This window comes from Paenibacillus sp. GXUN7292 (assembly GCF_050864975.1).
In the GTDB taxonomy this organism is placed as follows: Bacteria; Bacillota; Bacilli; order Paenibacillales; family Paenibacillaceae; genus Pristimantibacillus.
In genome coordinates this window covers 1-25,778 of the sequence record NZ_JBOZWO010000011.1, presented here as the reverse complement: position 1 = coordinate 25,778, position 25,778 = coordinate 1, and the positions used below count along the sequence as shown (strand labels likewise).

The window sequence follows — 25,778 nt, the reverse complement described above, 5'->3', positions numbered from 1 at the left end:
GCTGGCATTCAAGTCTTCGTTGCCGGTATTCTGAATATAGTATGCTAGTTTGTGTTTTTCAGCTTCAGCATCCTTACAATTGCCGACGCAGCTTCTGCGCGGTTAGCAAGCACCTGCGGCTCAAATGCGGCGTTTATGCCGCCAACGATAATGATGCCTGTTTCCTGCGCCTTCGATACGGACGGCTTAGCCCAGGCCGGAATAGCCTTGTCATCGGTAAATCCAGTTAGCTGCGGCGCTTTGTTTGTATCAACCCCCGACGCGCGCATGACCATAGTGATCATTTCTGCCCGCGTAATTTTGGCATTTGGCCGAAAAGTGTTGTCTCCGTATCCATTAATGATGCCAAGCTGTACAGACTGAGCAACAGGAGCGATCGCCCAATCGCCTATTACCGCCTTATCCTTGAAGGTCAGAGCCGCTCCTTCGACCTGCGGTTTCAACCCCCGCATCAGCATAGCCGCAAATTCGGCTCTCGTTACGCTGGCTTCAGGCCGGAAAGTGCTGTCCGGATACCCATTCACAATTCCCAGCCCAACCGCCTCAGCAATTTCCCTGCTGGCGGGATGCCCGTCAAGATCTGTAATCGTCTGCTTATTCGATTGCTCATTATCAGCTGGATCAGCTACAGTTACAACACATATGTCGCTAAAGCCGCCTTCCTCGGTTTTCACTCTAACATTCGCCGTTCCTGCGGAAACGCCGGTTAACTGTCCTGCTGAATTGACACTGACGATTGCGGGATTGTCACTGCTCCAAACCAGCTTTTTATTTGTTGCCTCTTCAGGCTGCACGGACGCGATGAGCGCTATGCTTGCTTCGGGCTGAAGCGATACAGCTTTTGAGCCTAACTGAACTCCGCTGACAGGATAAGCCGGCAGCGTTTGGCCGTCTTTGTTCAACTTCTCCCAAAGAGAGCTTGCGATCGTGTAGTCAATCTGATTAGTAATGATTACGTCCGTCGGTTTCGGTGTAAAAGGTTTGAGCTCCGGTGTCGAAATCAGCTTTGGATCTATATGGATATCGATATATTTACTCCAATCCTGAATCGGCGCTTTCGTCTTGACGGATACGTTGACTGAACCAGGATCGAGCTCCGCCGGAAGCTGATGCTCCTCCTGAAAATCCATCGATAGCGAATAGACGTAAATCGTATCCTTGGCCTTGTTCGTGCTTTTATCGGTATATACGAGCGGACCGACATGATCCGTCGAATCACTGACCAAAAATGTTTTCGTACCATCGGGACCGTAGCGCGTAATCCGATAAGCCTGTTCCATATTGGAATTGTCATCCCAAGCCAGCGTTACCGTGCCATCTTCATTTGCCGTCGACTTCACATTCGAAGGTGGTGCCGGCTGTAATATTTTGAAAGGACCTGCAATGCTTTCTGAATAGCTATCGGAACCCACAAGCGGTATAAATTTCACTCCGACCCGGAACATAGCCGATGTCAGCTCTGGATCAATTGGCACTCGGAATTCTAGAGAGCCTTCCACAAACAATTGATCCAATGAAGTGAAATAGGGCGGAAGCGAGCTCCATGTCCTGCCATTATCTACAGAATAAGAAAAATATATAACGGAACGTGTGTAGAATGCCCTATCGCTTTCATATACGGCGCGATATGGTTTCCCAGCGATTAGATAGTTATTGGCCAAAATTTCAAATTGAAAAATACGAGCAGCGGATACCCCTGCTGAAGGCCAAGCAGCGTATACCATCAGTAAAATTGCAATTAGAGAAAAAACGTATTTGCGCAATAGCTTCATACTGAATTAATCACCTGCCCCAGGAGCAGGTTTTTCATTGTCAAAATAAGAGGTATCCATTATTCTCGCGTAAATATACGGGTTCAAATTAGGGCTCTGCACATGGATTTTTATTTTTTCCAAGCCTTCCACATTAAAGACAAGCCGTTTAGTTTGGTCCTCAGGATTTATGGAATGAGTCTCCAAAACAGTCTCCGCAGCATTACCAGCGCTCTTTCCCGCATTGTAAAGCGAAAATTCTACCTCATGCTCTCCGGAGTTAACGATGGCGGTATCGAGCACAAGCCATTTATATTTACGGTCGACCGTAAATTCGATGTCGCCATATTGGTCGATTTTCAGCACTTCCGCGTATTGTTCATTATGAATAAGTGTATCCTTGGCGCTTCTGCTTGATTTGACATAAATTTGATCAATTTCAAACGGGACCGCTAAGATCGGCGTTTTACCTCCCGGAAGGCTGCCTATATATATTTTTTGCGTTGCGGAATCGAATTCGATTGGAACCTTTAAAGCCTCCGCTACAGCGCGCACAGGCAAGTAGTTTCGCCCTTCATAATGGATCGGTGTCAGTGCTTTGCCTGCATCATCTTTAGGACTCCACAATTCCCCATTCAGCACAAAGGAGATTTTATGATTAAAAAACGCTTTGATCGGCTCCATATTTGCCGCTGCATAAGCAGAACCTAGTGAGCTAAAGCATAAAGCTGCAATAAACAATAAAACAATAACCGGCTTCTTCTTCCAAAAAGCAGTTTTCAAGTATGATACCCCCCGTATTCATATTTTGCTTGAATACGTTAAGGATAACACTGTGAAGCTGCAGCGGATATTATCCGAAAGTTGTATTAAAGTAGCGGTTAATCAATTGGACGCGGCTAGTGACCTGCATCTTTCTAAAAATATTAGAGACATGCTTTTTAACCGTAGCCTCGCTTAGGCATAACGATACCGCGATCTCCATATTGGTTCGCCCTTCAATCAGCTGCCTGAACACTTCCCTCTCTCTAATCGATAGCAGCTCAGTCAACACTCCGTCATTTTTTTCAGATTTTTGCTCGATGCCGATTGGTGCGGTCATCCTGCCCAAGTATTCTTTCAGCTTCTTCCCTCTTGTGTCCAGTACAAAGTATGGGGTAGGGATCTGGCTGTCATAAGCAAAATGTACGGAATCTTTGACACGTTCAAAGCCGAAGCTGCGGAAAATAGTGTGAAAAAATGGGATAGCCGGCGCTGTGGTAACAATTAAACCGGCAGAGAGCATACAGTGGATAAATGTTAATCCCGCGGCATGCCGCATTGCCGGGTTAGAATAATCATATACATCGATCAACTCGATAAAATAACCGGAGACCGCATCATTAGAAGACTTTAGCTTATTTATTTCTGCGCCAGACAAGCCGGAAAAATAATCAGAAAATGGCGGATTGCTCTGTAGAAAACCCAATGTATGTGTATGAATCGGTATCATGGAAGCCAGGCCGCATAGCTCGCCCTGCATATTCCGAATTAGCTTAACGCTTCTTGAATCGATATCATACCGCTGCTGCAGCTGAAAATGCTTAAACCCGAAAAGGCCTTCTGCTGCTGTTATACTATATTCATAACGCTCTCCAGACTCCAGATCCTTCTGTATAATTTTCACATCGCGCGCGTTTGTGTAACGGTTTTTAACATATTGCTCCGTTTCCATCCAGTTCGAAGAATGGAGAGGCTCCAACTGGTAAAATGTATCATGCTGATAAAACAGCGTTCGGATCAAACGGTCTCCGATATAATAAACCCAATCCGCTCTTGCCCATTCCGCCGATTTCCCCAGCGTGGCATTCGTCATATGCCCATAATAGAGTCTCGCACACCGTTTCCATAAGCGGTCATAATTTTCCGGCGCCCTCAGGCGCAGCTCATAACCGATGGCATCCCTTAGCATATCGTGCAGGATCCAACCGTACTCCGTTTTGCGAATAAATGAATGGCCGATCAATTTCTGGAACTGTTCAGCGGGCACCTCTCTGTCCACTACAAAGCTGAGCAGCTCCTGGTTAAAATGGCGCAGCACAGCCGCAGCTTCGATCAAATCCCGATTTTCAAGATTCGTCACTTCCTTGAGCCAGACGCGCGCGACATAGTTGAAGATGCTATCCTGTCCCGAATCTGATTGCGGACTCAGCGATTGAACAAGTGATGTGGATACAAGCAGCGACAACGTTAAAGGATGTCCTTTCGTCCTTGTCCATATGTATTGAATATTCTCTTCATCCTTGATGCCTGAACGGGATAAGTATAATTGGACTGCTTCATAATCAAGATCGGAAAGAGGCATGCGAAACAACAAATACCGCCATGCTGGCGATGATAGCCACAGCCCTTGCAGAGGAAGCCTGCCAGCAATGACGATCTGGATGCCCGAGCTTAATTGCAATAGAAAATGCTCCCTCAGCCACAGCTCTAATTCTCCAATTTCCTCAAAGGTATCAAGCGCTAATACTAGCTTTCCTTGTTCAGCAAAGGTATGGATTTCACGCAGGCATAACGCCGTCAAGGCAGCAATATCAAAATCAATGGTGTCGGCCTGAGCTGAAGTATAATCCAGCAAATGCAGGAGCTGCTTGCAGAACTCGTAAGGGCTGCCTGTAAAGAGACGGCAATCCATATATATAAACCGCGCTGCCGCCTTCTCCGTTAGCCGGCGAAATTCGTCCAGCAAATAACTTTTGCCTACTCCGCCAGTACCGTATAGATTGATAATGCTGCAATCCAAGGAGTTTGAGGCTAATCGCTCCTGAAAAAAACGGATTTCCCGATCTCGGCCAACAAGAAATTGCTGCTTCAAACGCTCGATCTCGCTAGCGAATCTGCTTTTTGGATTTTCGCCTGACATAACGCTCTGCCCACCTCACCTTACCGAATCCATTTAAATCTTTGTCAATTATCATATTCGTGTCCCCTGGAAAAAATCCTTTACTATGCTCTCCTATTGCAACTGGTCACTCGACCGCTTGGTTCATTCACACGAGATAGTCGGTTCAGCCTACCGTACACATAAGTAGCTGTACCACGGGACACGCCGCCTTACTCACCCAGCCTAATCTCAGCAGCTTTGACGTGGCATGGCAATTGCTCGTAACTCCCTATCTCTTTAATAACCGGGTATATTTCCAGTAACGCCTCCTTGCTCAGTCTTCCAATCGTTGAGTACTTCACCATATCCTTGGATGTCACTCCAGAAAAAGCTCTGGCAAAATGGTTTGTCGGCAATACTGCAGTAATGCCAATCCCGTAATTAGCCGCTGAAAAAGGCGTATCGTCTCCTATAAGAATTTCACCTGCATGTTTGATTCGGGCTAATACTTGCCTCTCGATTTCATCATCACAAACAATCATTAAATGTTCTGATGCAAACCAATTAATAAAATCACAAGCTGCACCAATATCAGAAGCAACAACGATTGCCCCCTTCCCGTTCATGCCAAAAACATGCTGCAAATATTGTCTGCGTTTTTCTTCCGTCTCCTCTATAAATTGCCAAAGCAGAGCTTCTACTTTTTGAGCAAAGCTTGCAGAAGTTGTTACTAGAATAGAGGATGAATCCGGACCATGCTCCCCTTCATTCATTAAATCATAGGCAATTGTTAACGGATTTGCCGTTTCGTCCGCAAAAATCACACTTTCTGTCGGGCCTATTCCTAGCACACTCTTCTTCCCATATGTCATGGCTACGCTCATCGCCGCTGCAATACCGCCTGGCCCAGGGCCATAGATTCCATCAACTTCAGGAATCGAAGCTGTCCCTTGAGCAAATCCTGCAATTATAGCCACACCGTTGCCAACCACAAATTGATCTGCCCCCGCAAGCTTTGCCGCCGCTACTGTTCCTTGATCTCCCAAACCGTTATGCAATGGCGGCATCCCTACTACGATTTTGCTAACTCCAGCTGTTTTGGCTGCCGCTACGAGCATAATCGCAGTTGAAATTAATGGACCTTTTCTGGCAGGTATCCATATGCCAACCGAATCTAGCGGAACTACATTTTCACCGATAACTGTCCCAGGCCTGATTTGCCTCTCCCACGATTTTGGCAACATAGCCAGATTAGCTTCCTGTACATTTTTTATTGCTTGTTCTATTGCCGAACGCAAAGCTGGCGTTAATGATGATACGCAATCCTCGACATAATCTTTAGATAAAATCAACTCTTCCAAATCGACCGCATCAAATTTCTTTGTTAAACTTCTGATTCCTGCATCGCCCTGATCTGCCACTTCATCAAAAATCGACAGGACCCCATGAAGGATTTCTCTGTTGAATAGCGTTTTATGTGTTTTAAAACGTTCCATAAGCTGCTCATTTTGTTCTGGAATTTTAAAAATAACATTTTGATTTCCCATCTTTTCTTCCTCCTTTTATAAAAACAAAAAGAGCCACGCGGGATTAAAAAATACCCACATGACTCTTATCATTCAAGTCCGCAGGTACAACGCCAATAAGCGTTTGCACCTACGGAAAAAATCCGTAATACAAACGCTTAACTATGATGATGGCTATAGGATTTTAAAGACTTAAATATTATAAAATTCATTTATATATCCCCCTACACCACTTTGGACTTATTATAATCAGTGCATCACCATCTGTAAAGGTCTTCCAACGCCTCTTATATTTATTACTGCAGGTTGTTACTTAACTAATAACTAGACCAATAGTACATGGGGTACCTGGAGTGGACAATAACACTTGGGCAGCCAAATGGACAAGGCAACAAACAAAAGTGCAAATCGTTAATAGTGTCTTCCTTGATGCGGAATTTCGAATGCATTTGGCTGTTTTTAGGCAACCTCTTACTACTCTGTATGGTTTTTCATATACATTTGTGTTTTTCGGGTCATTCCTGCTCATTGTGTATGGTTTTTCATATACATTTGTGTTTTTTAGGTCATTTCTGCTGATTGTGTATGGTTTTTCATATACATTTGTGTTTTTTAGGTCATTCCTGCTGATTGTGTATGGTTTTTCATATACATTCAGCCATTTTCACTCAGCGCCTGACCATTTTATATGATATTTCGGACACATGTGACATCCCCTACTTCACAGCGCTTTGTCCTGAGCTTTCCCCTCGCCTTCAAACTTCCGCCGCATTGTCTGCCGATATTCTGTCGGCTGCATGCCCATCGCATCACGAAACGCGCGGGTAAAGCTTTTATAGCTTTCGTACCCCACCATGGCAGCTACTTCGACGATTTTATGCTCGGTTTCGGCGAGCAGCCGCCGGGCTTTATCCATACGCACATCGCGCAAGTATTCTGCAAAGCCTTTGCCAACGTTTTTCTTAAACAGGTTTGAAAAATACGCGTAATTCAGCGACACATGATTCGACACCATCGCGAGATCCAGCGGCTTATAGTAATTTTCATGTATAAAGCGGATCGCTTCGTTCAAGTCCTGCGTGTTCCGGTAGCTGCACTTAAATTCATAATAAAATTGGTTCAGCCGCAGCAGCTGCTGCTGCAGGGCTTGAATATAATCACGGATGCCCGGATGATCGAAAAGGTTATGCAAGCATGCAATATCCAGCGCTTCTTCGCCCATGTATGGACGGATAACACGTACATATTCCTCCAACATCTGCACAGTCGCACGACATAGCTGCTGCGTGTAGCGAATGTGATAGCGCCTCAATACATCCTTATGAAACAGATTAGAAATTCCTTCGGCGATTTTACCGCTGTTTTTGGTGCCGATTAAATGAAATAAATCATATAACTCCTCATAGGGCAGCTGCCACTGCTGTTCTAGCCCTTCTATATGAACGGGCAGAATACAGTGCTTTTCCGGAAAAAGGTAGCTATGGCGATATAACTCCAACACTTGTGAATAACTGTCCGGCAGCCCTATTAATCCTTGCTGCGCAGCTGTCATGGCAGTGACAGCGCGAATCTGCTCTGCCTTAAGTGCGGCAGGCAAAGCATTCTCATCTACGGACGCATCGACTGCGAGAATCAGGTGAGGGCGATGCTGCAGGCATATACACCCGCGCTTGCCGTATATACGGTAAGCAATAGACTCTATGCTATAGCTGCTGCCGGCTCCCGGCTGATTTATCCATACTTCCTCCCGCAGCAGGCACAAGCGGTAATTGCGCCATAGCGCTGGATTTTGCTGCTCGGTCTGATAGACCCAAGCCTTGTCGCTTACCGCGCCCTGCATAAACATACGCAATTCCTTGCGGTCCGTCTCCTTGACGCGGCGGGACAAATGCTCCATATTGCGTGAGATCGCCTGCTGTGTTTGTACCTCCTGCCATACATGCTCTACCGCTGTTTGCAGATCATCCCGCTTCACCGGCTTGAGCAGATAGCCCTTTGCCCCAAGGCCAATCGCTTTTTGGGCATAGGCAAAATCGCTATAACCGCTAATTATTAAAAAGTCTACCGTGATTCCTTCTTCTTTGGTGCGAGCCATTAGCTCCAATCCATCCATATCCGGCATTTTGATATCGGTAATAACTAGCTGGATGCTTTGCTGGTGTAATATATCCAGCGCTTCAATCCCGTTTACTGCGCTGTAAATGCTGTCTAGCTTCAGGGGAAACTGGTGCAGCATCGCCTGAAGGCCATCACGTATGTGCTTTTGATCGTCCACAATCAGAATACTGATCATACCCTACCATCCCCCAAGATTCACATTTTCCCAAGGCAAGCGTATGGTTACACAAGTATAACTGCCCTTCAAACTGTCAATCCAAAGGCCGCTGTCTTTGCCATAGTGAAGCTGCAGGCGCTTATGCACATTTTCCAGGCCCAGCCCGTTTTTACTTGCAACAATCGGCGTATCCGAGCCTCCCTGCAAAACAGCCTGCAAACTGCTTAGCGTTTGCGGGTCAACACCCGCGCCGTCATCACGAATCTCAATTTGCAGCTGGCTGTCATTCTCCACCCGCACAGTAATTTGAATGTGCACATTGCCGCCCAAGGGCGCTGCGTGATGAACGGCATTTTCAACGATAGGCTGCATGCACATTTTGGGAATAGCATAACGCAGCACCTCATCGGGAAGGTCCGCCGTCAATTCAAAGCCGCGGCCCTCCATGAAATTAATAAATTGGATATAGCTTTGTATATTGGCAAGCTCCTCGCTAAGGGCGACGGTATCGCTGCGCCACTGCATGCTGTACCGCAGCAGCGAGCCTAACGACACCAGCGCATCAGCAATTGCAGGCCGCCGTTCCACCTCTGCCAGCATACGGATCGATTCCAGCGCGTTATATAAAAAGTGTGAATTGATCTGCGAATGAAGCGAGTGCAGCTGCGCGTTTTTGGCAATCAGCTGCTTATCCACCACTTGTGTCATCAGGCCTTTAATTTCATCCAGCATTTTATTGTAGCTGACCGCAACTTCATCAATTTCATCACCGGTTTCACTTTCACTAAGACCAGTATCAATCTTCGCATCCAGCTGCCCTTTGCGAACCTTGCGCATCGATAACAGCACGCTGTCCAGCCGGCGAAAAATACGCCGGGTAGTATGCGATACGAGCAGCAGCATTAGCAGCAGCACGCATAATGTAATCGCTACCACCATTGCGTACCAGCTGCGCGGGCCTTTCATCAGCGCCTGATGGGAGGCTATATCCATCACATAGGCGTTCAACGGGGCGATGTAACGATACAGCGCGTAATAGGTTTGCCCTTCCACATTAACTTTAATAGGACTATTCTGCTGCAGCACATCCAGCCCGCGATAAATCGTATTAAGGATTTCGCCCAACCCCTCCTCCACATTGCGGGAAAACATATGTTGGGGATTGTATACATATCGGGAAGGATTCGTTCCATCGATGACAACTGAAAAGAAATCGCCCCCGGTGTCTTCCAGCATTTCCTTGAAAAACACGCTATGCTCCATACGGACTTCCATAATACTGGGCCGTTTTTGCTGCTGGCCTTGAAGACGCACAAGCCGGTAGTAAGATAGTGTATGCTCCCCGTCCTTAAAAGCAAACATGCGGTAAGCCGCACCGCCTTCTTCCCGAAGTGTCACCCAATAGTCCTGCGGCCAAAACTTGTCATAATGATAAATTTCCGGCCATATTTCATACAATTCCGGGTTATCGACATAAAAGCTGAGCTCGCTGATCATCTCATTGCTTTGGATAATGTTATGCATCTGCTCGAATTGATTTTGCTTAAATTTAACTAGCCGCAGGCCGTCCTCGCGCATATTGGAATGAATAAAATCCACAAACGCCTTTTGCGTCAGCACCGTTGAGGAAACGTTTTCAAGCATTTCCATTTTGCTGCGCAGCTGCTCGTTCAACCTCGAGACATGGCTGCCGCCGGCAGCCATAGCGTCCTTGTACAGCTGAGTTTCCTGCGTGCGAATAAATAAAAAGGATACCACAATAGCAGGGACGGCAATCAACATGCTAAAGGCCAGAAATAACTTTTGAGATATGCGGGAATTGCGATAAATCCTTCTCATTTTATTCAACAGAACCTTCATTTCAATGCCCTCCCCACCTCAGTAATATACCATATATTACAACTCGGACGGTAGGTAATCCGGGGCTTTATCAAGTTGCTTGAGCCGCAAAAGCAGGCAATACCGACCACCATTCCGGCGGCCGGCAGTCATTCATGATATAAGCATCGTTACTCCGCCATTTTCGCTTTTCTTGCGTCCAGCTCAGCTTGGCGATATTCCATTACTTTGTCAAATCCGTATTCTGTACGGCGTGACAGGAAACTTTCAAAAATTTTATCAAAGGCAGCCTCATCCTTGGCGGTAATCAGCTCCGGCAGCACTTCGTCCCAATTTTGAGAAATACGTGACCAGGCTACAGCCACATCAGAGTCTCCCAGCGGATCAAGACCTTTGTAAATGCCGCCGTCAATGTCGGCCTGCTTGTTGGAGAAGTCCTCCATTTGCTTAATAACAGGCGCTTTCTCCGGTCTCCACTGGTTAACGATTACAGGGTTTCGCATCATCCAGTAAGTATCCGCGACACCGTATTCCTTCTCCATCTTTTCAATATCATTTTCTAGCAGCTGCACCATTTCAGCCTTCAACTGCGGCTTGCCATTTACCATTTCCCAAGTTTCGCCTTCCTTGCCAAGGAATAAATCCCGCTGCCCTTCTTCACTTGCCAAATAAGTTAAAAAGCGGATAGCGCGTTCAGGGTTTTTGGTCGATTTGCTAATCATAGTAACCATCCAGCCGTCCATGTTGCCAGGGAACAGCTTGGCATCCTCGCCCTTACTGTTTTTTGGACCATCTACTGCGATATAGTAAGAATCCGGATTTTCACTTGCAGCCAGCATCGGGTTTACAGCGGTCATGCCCATCCACTCGCGAATCATCATAAAATAACGGGCATTGTTCGTTTTTTCTTCTACCTGTGTATCGGAATCGACTAGAAAATCTACATTGATTAGTTTGCGCTCATAAGCGGTACGGAATGTTTTCAACCAAGTTATATAATCTGGATCCGTGATGCGGTCGTATACTTTTCCGTCTTTCTCATGCGGAACGGCCAGCAGGTTTTGTAAATACTCAGTCATTCCGTAAGGTACATTCCCCTGTGCGAAGAATGGGCTGATCGACTGGCCTTTATACTTCGAATAATTATCTTTTAACAATTGCAGGGCGCCAAGGAAGCCGTCCGGAGTAGTCAAATCTGGTTTACCCATCTCTTCGTACAAATCTTTTCGTACCAAAAAGGTTTGGTTAGCAGCTGTCATTCCCGTTTCATGCATCAGATTAGGACTGTATGAATCATTCGGAACGCCATACGTATTGCCGTTTTCTTGACGATACCACTTTAGGGTTCCGTCGCCCGCTACCTTGAAGAAGTAAGGATCATACTGCTCTGCCAGTTCGTTCAAAGCATATACATGATCGCCTTCCCACAGCTTTTTGACAGCATTTTCCCATGAGCCCATACTGATCAAATCTGGCAGCTTGCCTGAGGTCATCATCAAAGTAATATGCTCGTTAGCCTCGCCGGATGGCACTTCAATCTTAACATTAACGCCTGTTTTTTCCGTTACGTACTTGGAGGTCAAGCTTTCTCCCCAGGAATGCCCATACCAGGAGGCACCTACAAACCAGGTCAAATCAACAGGGCTGGTATCCAGCTTCCACGCAGCTTCATCAGGGTTCAGCGTCACCTCAGCCGGGGTGGCTTCAGGCTGCTTGCTAGACTCGGGCTTTGCGGATGGTGCCGTCTCCGGGTTTTTAGCCCCTGTACATGCTGCCAAACCCAGCACCAGAATTACAGCTAAAATTATGGCCATGCCTTGCTTCATGTGCTTGTGCTTCATTACATGATCATCCTTTCTTTACTCCCTTTTTTACGATCACATATCTATCCAGCCATCGGCTTAGACCGATGGATGATGCTTACCCTTTAATCGCGCCGATCATAACTCCTTTGACCAAGTAACGCTGAATAAAGGGATAGACCATTAAAATAGGCAAAGTCGCTACCATCATAGATGCAAACTTGATAGAGTTACCGGGCAACTTTGCGCCAAACTGTGCCATAGCTTGCTGCTGCATAAATGACATAGAGTTCTCTGCGATGATTTTATAAAGAATCGTTTGCAGCGGCAGCTTATCCTGCGAGTGAATGTATATTACGCCCTGATAATAGTCATTCCAATGATATACAGCTGAAAAGAGCGATATAGTGGCTATAACCGCCATACTATTAGGCAGAACAATTCTGAATAAAACGCCATAATCGGATGCTCCGTCTACCTTCGCGGATTCCTCCAGACCTTCAGGGATCGTGCGATAGAAGCTCATGAATATAACCATATTGAAAAAAGAATACATAGCCGGAATGACAAATACAAAAAAGTTATCGTAAAGCCCCAGCTTCGTCATTAGAATAAATGTGGGAATCAGCCCGCCTGAAAACAGCATCGTAATTAATGCGATTTTCATATAAACCTTACGGCCAATCAAATTAGACCTGCTCATTCCGTATGCCACAATAGCGGTAAACAGCACATGCGCCGCTGTCCCTGCCGCCGTCCGCATAGTAGTAATCAAAAAACCGTTCATCATATGTCTATCGTTAAATACTACACTGTAGCTATCCAGCGATAAAGCCTTGGGAAACCAGTTGACTGTCCCCAGCAACGCCTGCTGCGGCGCATTAAGCGAGTTGACAAACACAAACCACATCGGATAAAGCGTTAAAAAGCAAACTGCCAGCATGATAAGGGTATTAAAGACATCAAATACACCGATGCGCCGAATACGTATGCGTCTTTCCATCGTTTTGCCTCCCCCTTATATTTTAAAAGATGCCTTCGCCGCTTAATTTTTTGGATGTGTAATTGGCCAGAAACAACAGCGCTAATGCCACAATAGAGCGGGCAAACAAGACAGCTGTGGAGAAGGAGTGACGCCCGGATACCAGACCCATGTTATAAATATACAGGTCCAGACTTTCTGCCATCTTCATGTTCATATTGTTTTTCAGCATAAAGATTTGTTCAAAGTTGCTGCCCAGCATCCCGCTTACAGCGAGAATAAACAAAATAGCAATGGTAGGACGTATGCACTGGACCGTAATATGCCACATCCGCTGCCAGCGGTTTGCGCCATCCAGCTCCGCCGCTTCGTATAGTCCCGGATCAATGCCAGATATGGCAGCTATATAAATGATGGCACTCCAGCCCGTTTCCTTGAGCGTATCGGAGAAGTAAGTAATCCACCAAAAATATTTAGGATCGCTGTTAAACAAAATTTCACGGTCCTGGATGCCCAGTGCTATCATCACCTGGTTAATAACACCGCCCTCGCCAAGCCAATTGAGCATAATACCGCCAAAAATCGTCCAGGCAATAAAGTGCGGCAGGTACGAAATAGTTTGTACAGTGCGCTTAAAGCGAATATTCCGGATTTCATTAAGCAGCAAGGCGAACAGTATAGGGATCGGAAAGCCCAGCATCAGCTTGATGCTGCTCATCCCCAAGGTATTGCGTATGGAGCGCCAAAAACGGTCATCCGATATAAATTCCTGAAAGTGCTTTAGCCCTACAAAAGGAGATTCCAGCATAGGCTTTGCAATACTGTAGTCCATAAATCCAATAATGAGCCAAAACATAGGGATATAACAAAAAAGGAACATCCAGACAATGCCCGGGACGACCATGCTTTGCAGTTGCCACTGCCTAAAAAACGTTTTCATTCGTTCTGACCTCGATTGGAACATACTCCCTGCCCCCTTCTTCTCCATCGTATGAAAATGAGCGACTAAAAAAAAGGTCACGATTTTTGACCGTATCCCATTTTTTTGGATTTGATTGAATAGGCGCGAAATATAAGTATGCTGAGAATAGGTGAAAGAGGATGAAGGGGATGAAGGGGATGAACAAGCTTGTATGGCAGCAGGATTTTTTAAATGGTAATACTGATTTGCGCACTTGGAACATTCGCATTGGCAACGACCTGGTTGATGACCTAGGCAATGTCATATGCCCGGGCTGGGGCAATAACGAGCAGCAGTTTTATACAGGTCATTCTAACAATCTGTATATCGATGAATCTGGATTAAACCTGTGCGCGCGCAACGAGACCATCGAAGCGGATGAACGGAGCTTTTCTTATACTTCCGCGCGTTTGGATACAAAGAATCATTTTTCTTTTTGCTACGGCAAGTTAATCATACGTGCAAAGCTGCCGGTCGGGCAGGGTCTATGGCCCGCCATCTGGCTGCTTCCCCAAGATCAGGCTTACGGTCCTTGGCCCGCTTCCGGCGAGATCGATATTATGGAAGCCAAAGGCCGGCTGCCCAAGGAGATATTCGGCACTCTGCACTACGGAAAAGACTGGGAACATAAAAGGATAGATGAGTTTTCTTACCAGTTTGACCATGCAACAATTAACGAATTTCATGACTACGAGCTAGAGTGGAATGAAAGCTCCATCAGGTGGCTGATCGATGGGCATTGTTATGCCGAGCGCTCCTTGCAGGCGGGCATTATGCCATTTGACAAGCCTTTTTATTTGGTACTCAACCTTGCAGTCGGCGGCTGGTTTGACAATGTACAAGTGGATGAAGCTTCGCTGCCGGCGGTCATGACCGTTTCAGGCATATGGCTGTATCAATAAATAAATGTTTAATTCGGGGATAGTGAAAATACCATAACAAAAAGCGTAAGCTCCAGGCTGGCTTTGCCTCGGAGCTTACGCTTTTTTATTCTAACAAAATCTACTTAGAGAGCACAGGCTGCGAAAAGCCCCATAAAGCACTTTGCAACAATGGCAAACTCTGTTTGTGGTACGAGCACTCACCACTAATGCTAACTTTTGCGAAACGAGCACTCACCGCTACTGCTAACTGTATTTCCTGTGCTTAGTTTTAAGAAATTTGGCTTTTTTGTGATTCTAAGCGGAAACAATCAGGCTGTTTAGAAACTCGTTTGAAAACTCTAACGAATCCTATTAGCGTTATTACACCGAAAAAGCTTGTATTTAAAATGTAACGAATCGTAGCATGCTTATTGGCTGTAAAACGCTGCCCAAATGAGCATTTGTTCACAGATAGAGCTTCTACGATTCGTAAGAATTTAAAAAGGGACATTTTAAGTGAAATAGCGTATTGAAGATTCGTTACAAAATGGACAGCCTCGCAAGCACTCCGCTTTGGCAAACCCTGTTTTGTGGTACGAGCATTCACGCGCTAAGGCTATCTTTTGCGAAACGAGCACTCACCGCTAATGCTAACTGTATTTCCTGTGCTTAGTTTTAAGAAATTTGGCTTTTTGTGATTCTAAGCGAAAAACTCAGGCCGTTGAAAAACGCTAACGGAACTGAGGAGGGTGTCGATTAATTGTGGGCAACGAAGGTGTGAAAAAGAAAGGGGAACGAAGAGCAAGATTGGGAATGGAGAAGCGGCAGCGTCCGCCTTTGTAGGCCAATTTTATCCTTTACAGAGGTTATTTTATCAAAAAAATTGGACTACAACAGCGGTCGGAATCCCAAACTTGATCGTAGTAAAATCCCTTTCGATTGCTTATTGACCTATCCGCAATAATCGACACCCTACTAAGACACGCTATTGTACGGAAATCAGCTTATTCTAAAATCTAAAGGAACTGAGGAACCTTGTTTACTCAAAATCACTACTTAAACGGGGAAAAGTCACCTATAGCGTTCCACAGTTCCGTTACAGTTTTAAAACACCTTTTTATTGCTAAATAGAGCCTCTCAGTTCCGTTACAGAAAATGTACTTAGCTGCCACGAGCACTTGTCCATTCATTGTATACTTTTTCGCCAGACTGCAAAAAACAATTAGCCGCACATCTGGATGGTGTCATGTAGTACTTTCCTGCTAGTGCTTTCCTGCTAGTGCTTTCCTGCTAGAAATAACCTCTACAGCTCAAGCCTTGCGCCCAGCCTCCCCGCGGCGGCGGAGGCGCTCACGTTCTGTAGCTTCGGCGTCAAGCTGCAGCCGCCGAACAATTGAACCTTCGCCGACGCAAATAACGACGCCGTAATCGCGCAGCGCTCCCGGTACGGTAACATACTCATTGCGGACATCGTCGAGCACTTCTTCCGCCGGACGGTCCAGCGGATTACCCCAACCGCCGCCGCCTGCGCGATCAAAGTGCAAAATTCCGCCGGGGGGCATCGGAACATCAAAAGCTGTTTCCGGCACGAGCAATGCCTGTTCGCTTCCCGCATCTACGATGACCCGGTTGGCGGGACCATCTTCGGCTCCGCACAGCCCTTTAATCGTATTGCGCACACCCGCCATCATGACGCTAGTGCGGCTTTCCTCCAAATGCTGGATTTGCACCTCCAGCCCCGGCGCACCTCTCCAGCGGCCTGCTCCAGTATAGTCCGCCCTGTACTCATGCTTAAGAACTCTGCTCGGGTATTGCAGCTCCGTCATTTCGATCGAAGGCAATATAACGCCGGTCATAACTGGCGGATAAAGCCCCCAGCCGTCCGTTCCATAGGCAGCCCCCGCTCCGCCGGTGTAGCCATAGAAATTCAAATTGACCCATGGCCGTCCGTCCTCGTACTTGCCGTGGGAATAAGCCAGTGGAAGCTTGTGCGCATTGACTCCAACACGCTCGGGTGCGCAGTTTGACAAGGCCAGCAGCACCGCTTCTGCTATTTCTGCACCGACGCATGCCGTAGCGTGGCCGCAAGGAGCCGGCGGCAGCGGATTAACGACGGTGCCGGGCGGGGCGGTTATTTTTACCGGATTCATATAGCCCTCATTGATTGGAATATCCTCGTCGCAGCAGGTTGAGATCGCGACGAAAGCAAACGAAGCCGTATTCGACAGCGGACTGTTGACGAATCCCGCAACCTGAGGGGAGGAGCCTGTAAAATCGATATCGAGCTCGTCTCCGCGAACGGTAACCGTCGCTTTGACGCAAATATCCTGCCCGCCCTGAAAATCATGGTCGGCCAGTGTCTCGGCCGTATATACGCCGTCCGGCCATTCACTGATTTCCGCCCGCACGCGCCGCTCCGTGTAGTTGATCCGCTGCTCGATCGCCGAGGCGACCGAATCCGCGCCATAAGAATCCAGCAAATCCTGAATCCGGGCGGCAGCTACCTGGCAAGCGCCAATCATCGCAGCCAAATCGCCCTCCAGCCAATGGGCCAGACGATTATTGCCAAGAATCATTTCGAACACATCGCGGCGCTTCTCGCCGCGTTCATAAAGCTTGATTGGCGGAATACGCAAGCCATCCTGCCAAATATCCCGAGATCGAGGATTGTAGCCGCCAGCGACCGGGCCGCCGTTGTCCCCCATATGACTGCGCACGGCTGGCAGCAGCAGCGGCTTGCGGCCATGGAAAACTGGCGTTACGATTGTCCAGTCCAAGCTGTGCGATCCGCCGTAGTAAGGGTCATTAACCAGTAGCACATCGCCGGGATGCAGATCATAGCGGAAGGCTTCCATCAGCCGATCAACGGCGCTCACAACGGCATACAAGTGCAGCGTACAGCCGGGCGCCTGGGCGACAAGCCGAGAGCTGCTTCCCGGAAGATCAAAGATGCCAGTCGTAAAATCATGCGCCTCATTGAACAGCGGCGACCGGGACGTCCGAGTAACGACGGCGCTCATTTCCTGTGCGATCGCATCCAGTGTGCCGCCTACGACCTGCGTCAAAATTGCGTTGCCCGCATCAGTTGCCATATTCCTTCTCCTCCCTTACTGCAGTTCCGCCCGCATAACTCATTCGGATAACATCGCCGCTCGTTAATACAGGACCGCCAAACGAGATGGCTTGCTCTATCCTGCCAGTTTCATCCGACTCTCCAGCATCCCCTACTGCGGCAACTCCTGCATCGTTTTCCAGAACTCCCCCCGTATTTCCACCTGTTCCTTGCGAGTGCCATCGGTCAATATGAATACTTTCCTCGCCATACGAAAAAGCCTGATACTCCCATTTTCCATTCAAAATATGCAATTCAACCTGCATTGATCCGTCCGACTGACGCTCTCTCTTCTCCAGTCGAAATCCGTAGCCGGATTCCAACTCCTCCGCAGACAGCAGTCGTCCCGAGCCAAATAGCGCGGAAGGCCCCCAGCCTTCCGTCACTTCCGCGAACCCCGGCTCGAATAAAAAAGGCGTCACCTTGGCTGATCCGACGGGATGATACAGCATAGCCCATGTGCTGCCTCCGTGTATTGTCGGATATGAATCACCGGACGCGCCTGTCGCCTGTCGCAGCGCTGCAGTTACCGCCGCTGCGATGGCGTGCGCCGTCACATGACCGCTTAGCGCTGTAGCTGCGGGGAATCGCGGCGCTACGAGCGAGCCTTCCGGCAGCTTGAACTCAAGCGCGGCAAGCAGGCCATCATTGATCGGCAGCTCGTCCAGGCAGCCAGCGAGTGCGGCCGCGGCGGCAACAGACTTGGTCATCGCTTCCGTGCTGTTGTACGGCGCGGCCAATTGCCCGGCCGTTCCGGAGAAATCCAGCACAAGCTGATCACCGGACCAGAACGCGGTCACCAAGACGCGTCCGCTGCCGCATTCAGCCGGCAGCTCGGCGGCGCTTTGTCCGCTCGCGGCTGATCCATGCTGTATCAGGAAGCGTCTTGCTTGCGCTTCCGTGTGCGCGATCATCGCGGCGGCTGCCTGCGAGACTGCAACCGCTCCGTATTGGCCGAGCAGCTCCAGCAGCGCGCGCTGCATTTCCTGGCAGCAGGCATACAGCGCTCCAAGATCAGCGCCCAGCCACTCTGCCGTCCGGCTATTGGTCATAAGGAAGCGGAACACGTCCCGCTGCAATTTGCCGCCAACGTACAGCTTGACCGGCGTCAACCGCATGCTTTCCTGCCATTGCTCATGGGCAAGCGGATGGAAGCCGCCAGGAATTTCACCGCCCAAATCGCTCATTTGCGCGCGGATCGCCGGGAAAAGTACAAGCTCTCCTTCCACGAAGAGCGGCATTATCATCGTCAGCGTTTGTCCGCGCGTTCCGCCTCCATAAGCATCCGCCGTTACGATGACATCGCCTTCGGCGATGTCATAAGCAAAGAAGTCAAGCGCACTCCGCACACTCTCGCACAAGGCATACATATGCTCTACTTCAAATTGAATTTGATGGGCAAGCTGCACATCCGGAGTGAGTATAGCTACAGCCAAGCGGCGGCTCTCCGCAATGAGCGGCGATCTTGCGATGCGCTGAATCCGCTCGCTAGCATGCAAGTTGATGGCGGCGAGCTTGCCGTATATAATTTGCTCGCGGATGCGACCAGCCGCACCGGCTGATTCAATTCGGCCGCTCATAGGCTTCCCTCCGTCCTGCCCGGCCGGTCTCTGCGCACCTCGATCGTGCAATTGCCCAGCGCGTCAATCAGCGCCTCATGACCGGGATAAATAATAATCGTCGTGCCCCACTGTTCAATAATTGCCGGGCCGACAATCATATTGCCGGGCTTCAACCGGTCTCCGTCATAGATTGCCACCTGCTCGGCCGCCGATTCAAAATGCACCGTACGCGTTCCGGTATACGCCTCAGATGGGTCTTCTTCAGCAAACGGCTCCTCATTGAGCGCGATCCGCTCACGCAGACCGAGCAAGTCGAGCCTGAGGTTCAATATTTCAACATGCTGTGCCGTATCCTTATGGGCAAACAGCCGTTCATGCAGCTCATGGAACTGGCTGACAGCCGCCTCCAGATTCAGCGCTGTAATGCGCTTCGTCCGCGTCCGCAGCGGCACTGTCACTTCATGCACTTCCCCTTCATAGCGCATATCGACATAACGCTTGCTTTCCAATTGTCGAACAGCTTTGCCGCCGCCCAGCTTCTCCTTGGCCGCTTGCTCCATCTCGTCGAACCTTGCATTAACCAGCTCTAGATCAAGCTGATCAGCCCGTTCGAAACGGGTGCGCATCTCCGTCACTTTCAGGTTGGCCGATACATCGCCGAGCGCGCAAAGCACCGGAGCAAACTTCGGCACAATGATCGTCTCAATGCCAAGATCCTCCGCCTGGCGTCCGGCATGGATAGCTCCAGCGCCGCCGGCAGCCAGCAAAGCAAATTTCCGCGGATCGTATCCACGCTGGGTCGTCACGAACCTGATCGCATTGGAAAGATTATTGTTGACGATTTCCGATATCGCGAGCGCCGCCTCGATCGGCGTAATGCCGAGCGGTTCGGCCACATGTACCGCAATCGCCTGCTCCGCCGCTGCACGGTCAAGCTTCATCTCCCCGCCCAAGAAATGGTCGGGGTTCAAGTAGCCGAGCAGCAGGTTGGCGTCCGTAACCGTCGGTTCGGTGCCGCCGCGGCCGTAGCAAGCCGGACCCGGATTGGAGCCGGCGCTGCGGGGTCCAACCTGCAGCAGACCGCCTTTGTCTACCCAGGCAATACTGCCTCCGCCGGCTCCGATCGTATGAATATCCATTGTCGGCAGCGCCACGCGGTAACGGCTGATCCAGCTTTCTGTCGTGAGCGGTGACTGCAGATCTTCAACTACAGACACATCGTAGCTTGTACCGCCCATATCGACGACAATCAAATCTTTGTAGCCTACACGCTCGCCAATGTACGCCGCTGCCGTAACGCCGCCGGCAGGACCTGACAGCAAGCAGCCAGCTGCCAGCTTTCCGCTTTGGACAATATTTTGCACACCGCCGTTGGATTGCATGACATAGAGTTCTCCCACAAAGCCCTCTTCATTAAGAGAGCGGCTCAACCTGGCCAAGTAACGCTGCAGCGCCGGACCTGTATAGGCATTGACTACTGTCGTACTGACCCGCTCGAACTCGCGGATTTGCGGCAAAACTTCGCTGGAAAGCGATACGAACAACTGCGGCGCTTCCTCAGCAATCAGCTCGCGAACACGCAGCTCATGCGCCGGATTCAAGAAGCTGAACAGGAAGCAGACAGCAACTGCTTCGACACCTTCGGCAACAAGCTGACGGACTGCTTGGCGAACAGCTTCTTCATCCAGCGTGCGTATAACCTTTCCGGAAGCGTCAAGCCGCTCCGGAACTCCGAGACGCAGATGACGCGGAACGATCGGATGAGGCGGCTGCAGCCTTGGCGAAAAAACACTTTCCTTATAGGCGCGGCGAAACTCAATCTCATCGCGAAAGCCTTCCGTTGTAATAAGTCCGGTTTTTGCGCCAGAATATTGGAGCAATGTATTCGTCGCCACGGTCGTTCCATGGACGATAATCGGACATTGCAGGAGCAGTTGCTCCCGCGACAAGCCGAGCTGGCCCGCCAGCTTGGCAATGCCGTTCATTACCCCTTCCGAAGGGTCAGGCGTAGACGGCGTTTTGGTCGATACCAATTGCCCATGGTCGCCAAGCGCAACCAAATCCGTAAACGTGCCGCCGACATCGATACCGAGCCTCCATGCTTGCGTCTCATCTCTAGTTTGTAGATTCATTTTGTGTACTCCCTTCCAATCAGGCGAACATCAATAATTCGCGCATCCGGTCTATTTTATATTAGAATCCGTTCTCGTCTTCCTTGCTTTTACCAAAACCGACAGGCCAATCAAACCTGTTGAAAATCCATGAAATGATAAAATATCCTGCGAATGCAATAAGCGTCGCATTAATAGCTCCTATCCCCCAATTCAGCTTGGAAGCCGTAAAGCCGGCTCCCACAACCACCGCAATTGCTGCGACATTAAGCTTGATGTATTCCGTTCCAGGGCCGAACTGGTAAGAGCTCTTGCGGATGAAAGGACCAACGAGAAAATGGTCAGCAATCATAACGCCGGCAATCGGAGGCACGTAAGTGCCAAGAATATTCAAAAACGGTACGAACTTATCTTGTATTCCGGCTACTGCAATAATAATGCCGAGTACGCCCATAACGAGCACAATCACAAATTTGGGCAGTTTGATGACATTGCGCAGCCCAAGCGCGCCTGTATACAGATTGCTGTCATTGGTCGTCCATTGAGCGAATACCAAAATAAGAAATGCTAGAAAACCAAGACCGATCTGCGCCATCGCAGCAGGAATGTTAGGTGTTGAACCCATGCCCGGCACTTGTGCGGCAAACGACATTGCCGCGCCTCCGACAATCGCGAACACTCCGCCCAGAAAATAACCAGACGAAGCGCCGAATCCACCTTTAAAGGGCGTTTTTCCGTAACGGGTTACATCGGGGAATACCACTGCGCCAAGCGCGGCATTGCCCACAACCAGCGTAATGCCCGCGAACAATGTCATACTGCCTCCAAGCGGCTGTGAATGAACAAGCGCCTCAAAGCTGCCTGCATAATTAACCGAAGCAATAAATCCCCATACGGACAGCAAGACAATAAGCGGAACCGCCACATAACTTATAGCGGCCAGTCCCCGGTAGCCGATAAATGCCGTCGAGATCATTAGCAAGCCGCCCCAGATCATAGCTACGGTCTGATCAGCGAACCATTGTCCGGGAAACATCTGCTCGATCGTCAATCCGAAGAACGCGATTTGCCAAGCAAACCAGCCGATGCCGAGCGTCAAGGAGAGCAAGAGACCGAACAAGCTAGCGCCGCTGCGACCGAAGGCAACTCTTGCCAGCACCGTAGTAGATACGCCGTATTTTGCGCCCATCCAACCTTGGAAAAATCCGTAAACAGCCAATATAAGCATTCCGGATACTGCGGCCAGAACCGCTTGTCCAAAGCTTAATCCCGCTGCCAGCGCGCCGCCGGTGAACAGGGTCGAAAGCGAGATAATCCATGCGCAGCTAGTAATAGAAACATTTAAAAAAGACTTGCGTTGATCAGAGGGCACCGCCACAATGGAATAGTCCTCCACTCCTGCCTGCTTCGGCAGACCCGATACCGCCCGAGAAGAAGTTGACATATATAACACACTCCCTGTTCTAATTAAACAATATGATAAGTGATTTCACTGCCGCGTTTATAAGTATTGCCAATGGTGCAAATCATGGAAGCATGTTTCAGCAGCTTCTCTTGATAGTCGCTGCTCAAGTAAGGCGGCAACGATACCTCCACCTGAAAATGCTCCACTCGGGAAGCGCCCGCTTCAGCCTTTCTTGATTGCAGCAGCACCTCCATCCACTCCGCCTCGATATCATCGCGCTTCATTACCGCTTGAAGCGACTTCGCCACGCACAGCGCAAGCGCTCCTTCCATCATCTCCAGCGGCGACCAGCCTGCAGCCGCTTGGGAGGCCCATTCCTCTTCGCGGCCGTTCCATGCCCGGAACGTGCCATTACTCAAACTCACTTTTATCATTCCTAATTCCTCCTATATGTTAAGTCGGAAATGTCAAAAAAAATTACATGCCGAGCAAGCCGAAAAATTCAAACCGGGCTGTTTCCTCCGCCAATTGCTCTGGCGACTTGTGCTGAATAGCAGACTCGGGGTGAACCGGACCGAACAGCCAGCGTGAAATGACACCTTCGACCAAACTCATCAGCAGGGCGGACCTTGCGTCAAGATCCATTGATTCCGGCAGCATGCCAAGCTCGATCGCCCGCTTCATGTTTTGACGAAACGCATCCTCCATGGCAATACGAGTTTCATACGCGGCCTGTCTGATCATGTCATCGCCGCCGCCTCCTGTAAACAGAATTTGCATTAAATACGGATGCTCCAGGGAAAACCTGAAAATTCCCTCCAGCAATTTAGCGGAGGCCTGAACCATGTCAGATACCGAGCCTTCCTGCTTGCGATATCCTTGCTGGATAACGGTCAGCAGCCTTCTCTTGCCCGACTCAATAATTTCCAGCGCTATGGCCTCTTTACTCTTAAAATGCCAGTAGAACGTTCCTTGCGATACCTCGGCCTTGCTCACAATATCGGAAATTTTTGTCTGCCGATATCCGTGGCAAGCAAAATATTCAGCTGCGATTTCCAGCAGCATATCTTTCGTTTCCTGTGCTCCAGATCCGCCTGAAGTCTCCTCATTCATTACCGTAATCCGACTCCCTCCCAAACTGACTGATCAGTCAGTTTATTTTAAATCATATAGGTTAACTTGGTATTTGTCAATTAGCAAGTTATCCGTCAATAAACATTCCTGTAGGTGCTAAGTTTTAGACTTGGACAAAAAAAGGGGCGCCTCGTATGATAGGGGTGTGACGGGTCGATGCCCTAAAAACCTATCAGGAGGCGCTTATTATGAAGTTTACTGGAAAAGCTGCAATAAATCAACGGATTGAACGAATTACCAATCAACATGCTGTAGTCGGGATCGATATTGCCAAGGACGTACACGCGGCTCAAATGATAGATTTTCGCGGGCGGGAATTGGCACGTCGCCATCTTAGTTTTACGAACACGCGAGAAGGATTTGAGAAGCTGGTTAAATGGATGCATGAAGTGGGCTCTTCTCATAACAAATCCTCGTTCCTTATCGGTATGGAGCCCACGGGCCATTACTGGCACAACCTTGCAGACTGGCTGCTGGAGCAGGATCTCGAAGTGGTATTAGTGAACCCGGTGACCACACATCGCAACAAGGAAAACCGCGATAATAGCCCATCAAAGAACGATCCAAAAGATGCACTTGTGATCGCCGATGTGGTCAGTCGCGGCTACTACACCGATTATGCGCCGCAAGCGCCTGTATTTGAGCGAATTAAAGCTGTCATGAGCTCGCGCGAATATTGGTCTGGGCAGTCCATCAGTCTAGGCAACCGCATTGTGCGTTGGATTGATCTGTACTTCCCAGAGTTTCGAAGCGTCTTTTCTGAATGGAATGGTGTTCGTTCTCTCGCCACGCTAAAGGCCTTTGCGTTGCCTGACGATTTGCAGCAACTGGATGTGGACAGCGTATTAGAAGGTTGGCGTGAACAAGGGATGCGGCGTGTAGCTGGTGCTAGTGGTAGAGCAAAAGCAGCTCAGCTTCTAGCTGCTGCGGCACGTAGTATCGGAAAGTCGGGCACCAATGATGCCGCGCGTCAAGACATCCTGCGACTGCTACAATTTTACGAAGAGACGCAACGCGTACTGAGCGAGATGCAACTAGAGGTTGAAGCCCTTTTGGAGCAAGTCCCTTTCATTGAACAACTCCGTAGTGTGCACGGCCTAGGCACGATTACGCTAGCTTGTCTGCTGGGGTGTGCAGGCGATTTACGCCATTACGCACACGGCAGGCAACTGCTGCGCCGAGCTGGCCTTAATCTGGCAGAGCGAACATCGGGGAAACACAAGGGGCAAATTAAACTTTCCAAGCGAGGCGACAGCATGCTGCGCAAATACTTGTACCTGGCCATGTTAAATCTGGTCAACCAAAATGTGGACTTCAAGTACTGGCATATACGAAACCAACTCAAAGGAATGACGAAGATGGGCTCTATCTTTAAGCTCATTGGCAAGCTGGCTCGAATCCTCGTAGGGATGGTTCAACGTGGAGAGCATTACCAAAGCCCGCACGAGACAACGAAAGCTGCATAATCGCAAAAAACATCGTATTTAACAAGTAAAATCGACTCTCACGAATGTTCATTCGTTCGCAGGATTTTTAACAAAGAACGCACAGAGGACCGAGTATGGCAACCAAAAGGGCTTTGACCCGTCATC

At 49.0% G+C, this 25,778-nt stretch carries 17 protein-coding genes; 2 read left to right on the top strand and 15 right to left on the bottom strand.

What is annotated here, in order from left to right:
* Positions 1 to 44: 44 nt before the first annotated feature.
* From ACRRU2_RS11385 to ACRRU2_RS11345, 9 genes are all read right to left on the bottom strand, one after another.
* Complete coding sequence (locus ACRRU2_RS11385) at positions 45 to 1,772, bottom strand: S-layer homology domain-containing protein (protein ID WP_432501649.1); 1,728 nt, start codon at positions 1,770 to 1,772, stop codon at positions 45 to 47.
* Between the two features lie 6 nt (positions 1,773 to 1,778).
* Entirely contained in the window at positions 1,779 to 2,534 is a 756-nt protein-coding gene (locus ACRRU2_RS11380) for a hypothetical protein (protein ID WP_432501647.1), read from the bottom strand.
* Between the two features lie 70 nt (positions 2,535 to 2,604).
* Positions 2,605 to 4,653, bottom strand: a complete 2,049-nt coding sequence (locus ACRRU2_RS11375; protein WP_432501645.1) for a LuxR C-terminal-related transcriptional regulator — start codon at positions 4,651 to 4,653, stop codon at positions 2,605 to 2,607.
* Between the two features lie 191 nt (positions 4,654 to 4,844).
* Positions 4,845 to 6,161: a histidinol dehydrogenase gene (gene hisD, locus ACRRU2_RS11370; RefSeq protein ID WP_432501643.1), complete on the bottom strand. Its 1,317-nt coding sequence runs from the start codon at positions 6,159 to 6,161 to the stop codon at positions 4,845 to 4,847.
* A gap of 700 nt (positions 6,162 to 6,861) precedes the next feature.
* The gene (locus ACRRU2_RS11365; RefSeq protein ID WP_432501641.1) at positions 6,862 to 8,433 is read right to left on the bottom strand and encodes a response regulator transcription factor; all 1,572 of its coding nucleotides are present in this window, start codon (positions 8,431 to 8,433) and stop codon (positions 6,862 to 6,864) included.
* A gap of 3 nt (positions 8,434 to 8,436) precedes the next feature.
* Positions 8,437 to 10,275, bottom strand: a complete 1,839-nt coding sequence (locus ACRRU2_RS11360; RefSeq protein WP_331700516.1) for a sensor histidine kinase — start codon at positions 10,273 to 10,275, stop codon at positions 8,437 to 8,439.
* 149 nt (positions 10,276 to 10,424) lie between these two features.
* Positions 10,425 to 12,095, bottom strand: coding sequence for an extracellular solute-binding protein (locus ACRRU2_RS11355; protein WP_432501637.1), 1,671 nt, complete (start codon positions 12,093 to 12,095; stop codon positions 10,425 to 10,427).
* Between the two features lie 79 nt (positions 12,096 to 12,174).
* The gene (locus ACRRU2_RS11350) at positions 12,175 to 13,059 is read right to left on the bottom strand and encodes a carbohydrate ABC transporter permease (protein WP_432501635.1); all 885 of its coding nucleotides are present in this window, start codon (positions 13,057 to 13,059) and stop codon (positions 12,175 to 12,177) included.
* 22 nt (positions 13,060 to 13,081) lie between these two features.
* Positions 13,082 to 14,002 carry an ABC transporter permease gene (locus ACRRU2_RS11345; protein WP_432501631.1) on the bottom strand — a complete coding sequence of 307 codons (921 nt, stop codon included), beginning with the start codon at positions 14,000 to 14,002 and terminating at the stop codon, positions 13,082 to 13,084.
* A 155-nt stretch (positions 14,003 to 14,157) separates the two neighbouring features.
* Between ACRRU2_RS11345 and ACRRU2_RS11340 the strand changes: the two genes are divergently transcribed.
* The gene (locus ACRRU2_RS11340; protein ID WP_432501629.1) at positions 14,158 to 14,901 is read left to right on the top strand and encodes a glycoside hydrolase family 16 protein; all 744 of its coding nucleotides are present in this window, start codon (positions 14,158 to 14,160) and stop codon (positions 14,899 to 14,901) included.
* Positions 14,902 to 16,172: 1,271 nt separating this feature from the next.
* Here the strand turns inward: ACRRU2_RS11340 and ACRRU2_RS11335 are convergent.
* From ACRRU2_RS11335 to ACRRU2_RS11310, 6 genes are all read right to left on the bottom strand, one after another.
* Positions 16,173 to 17,954 carry a hydantoinase B/oxoprolinase family protein gene (locus ACRRU2_RS11335; protein ID WP_432501627.1) on the bottom strand — a complete coding sequence of 594 codons (1,782 nt, stop codon included), beginning with the start codon at positions 17,952 to 17,954 and terminating at the stop codon, positions 16,173 to 16,175.
* Positions 17,944 to 19,554: a hydantoinase B/oxoprolinase family protein gene (locus ACRRU2_RS11330; protein WP_432501625.1), complete on the bottom strand. Its 1,611-nt coding sequence runs from the start codon at positions 19,552 to 19,554 to the stop codon at positions 17,944 to 17,946. The genes ACRRU2_RS11335 and ACRRU2_RS11330 overlap by 11 nt, the downstream gene beginning before the upstream one ends.
* Entirely contained in the window at positions 19,551 to 21,668 is a 2,118-nt protein-coding gene (locus ACRRU2_RS11325) for a hydantoinase/oxoprolinase family protein (RefSeq protein ID WP_432501622.1), read from the bottom strand. Before ACRRU2_RS11325 ends, ACRRU2_RS11330 begins: the two co-directional genes overlap by 4 nt.
* A 61-nt stretch (positions 21,669 to 21,729) precedes the next feature.
* Positions 21,730 to 23,091: a purine-cytosine permease family protein gene (locus tag ACRRU2_RS11320; RefSeq protein WP_432501620.1), complete on the bottom strand. Its 1,362-nt coding sequence runs from the start codon at positions 23,089 to 23,091 to the stop codon at positions 21,730 to 21,732.
* Positions 23,092 to 23,114: 23 nt separating this feature from the next.
* Positions 23,115 to 23,486 (bottom strand): OsmC family protein, encoded by a 372-nt coding sequence (locus ACRRU2_RS11315; RefSeq protein ID WP_432501618.1) that lies wholly within the window; start codon positions 23,484 to 23,486, stop codon positions 23,115 to 23,117.
* Positions 23,487 to 23,529: 43 nt separating this feature from the next.
* Entirely contained in the window at positions 23,530 to 24,165 is a 636-nt protein-coding gene (locus ACRRU2_RS11310; RefSeq protein WP_432501615.1) for a TetR/AcrR family transcriptional regulator, read from the bottom strand.
* Positions 24,166 to 24,374: 209 nt separating this feature from the next.
* On the opposite strand from ACRRU2_RS11310, the gene ACRRU2_RS11305 reads away from it, so the two are divergent.
* Entirely contained in the window at positions 24,375 to 25,652 is a 1,278-nt protein-coding gene (locus ACRRU2_RS11305) for an IS110 family transposase (protein WP_432501613.1), read from the top strand.
* Positions 25,653 to 25,778: the final 126 nt, after the last annotated feature.

Coding starts and splice junctions, on each gene's coding strand:
- ACRRU2_RS11385 (WP_432501649.1), bottom strand. CDS start 1,772: ATGAAGCTATTGCGCAAATACGTTTTTTCTCTAATTGCAATTTTACTG.
- ACRRU2_RS11375 (WP_432501645.1), bottom strand. CDS start 4,653: ATGTCAGGCGAAAATCCAAAAAGCAGATTCGCTAGCGAGATCGAGCGT.
- hisD (WP_432501643.1), bottom strand. CDS start 6,161: ATGGGAAATCAAAATGTTATTTTTAAAATTCCAGAACAAAATGAGCAG.
- ACRRU2_RS11365 (WP_432501641.1), bottom strand. CDS start 8,433: ATGATCAGTATTCTGATTGTGGACGATCAAAAGCACATACGTGATGGC.
- ACRRU2_RS11360 (WP_331700516.1), bottom strand. CDS start 10,275: ATGAAGGTTCTGTTGAATAAAATGAGAAGGATTTATCGCAATTCCCGC.
- ACRRU2_RS11355 (WP_432501637.1), bottom strand. CDS start 12,095: ATGAAGCACAAGCACATGAAGCAAGGCATGGCCATAATTTTAGCTGTA.
- ACRRU2_RS11350 (WP_432501635.1), bottom strand. CDS start 13,059: ATGGAAAGACGCATACGTATTCGGCGCATCGGTGTATTTGATGTCTTT.
- ACRRU2_RS11345 (WP_432501631.1), bottom strand. CDS start 14,002: ATGTTCCAATCGAGGTCAGAACGAATGAAAACGTTTTTTAGGCAGTGG.
- ACRRU2_RS11340 (WP_432501629.1), top strand. CDS start 14,158: ATGAACAAGCTTGTATGGCAGCAGGATTTTTTAAATGGTAATACTGAT.
- ACRRU2_RS11335 (WP_432501627.1), bottom strand. CDS start 17,954: ATGGCAACTGATGCGGGCAACGCAATTTTGACGCAGGTCGTAGGCGGC.
- ACRRU2_RS11330 (WP_432501625.1), bottom strand. CDS start 19,554: ATGAGCGGCCGAATTGAATCAGCCGGTGCGGCTGGTCGCATCCGCGAG.
- ACRRU2_RS11325 (WP_432501622.1), bottom strand. CDS start 21,668: ATGAATCTACAAACTAGAGATGAGACGCAAGCATGGAGGCTCGGTATC.
- ACRRU2_RS11320 (WP_432501620.1), bottom strand. CDS start 23,091: ATGTCAACTTCTTCTCGGGCGGTATCGGGTCTGCCGAAGCAGGCAGGA.
- ACRRU2_RS11315 (WP_432501618.1), bottom strand. CDS start 23,486: ATGATAAAAGTGAGTTTGAGTAATGGCACGTTCCGGGCATGGAACGGC.
- ACRRU2_RS11310 (WP_432501615.1), bottom strand. CDS start 24,165: ATGAATGAGGAGACTTCAGGCGGATCTGGAGCACAGGAAACGAAAGAT.
- ACRRU2_RS11305 (WP_432501613.1), top strand. CDS start 24,375: ATGAAGTTTACTGGAAAAGCTGCAATAAATCAACGGATTGAACGAATT.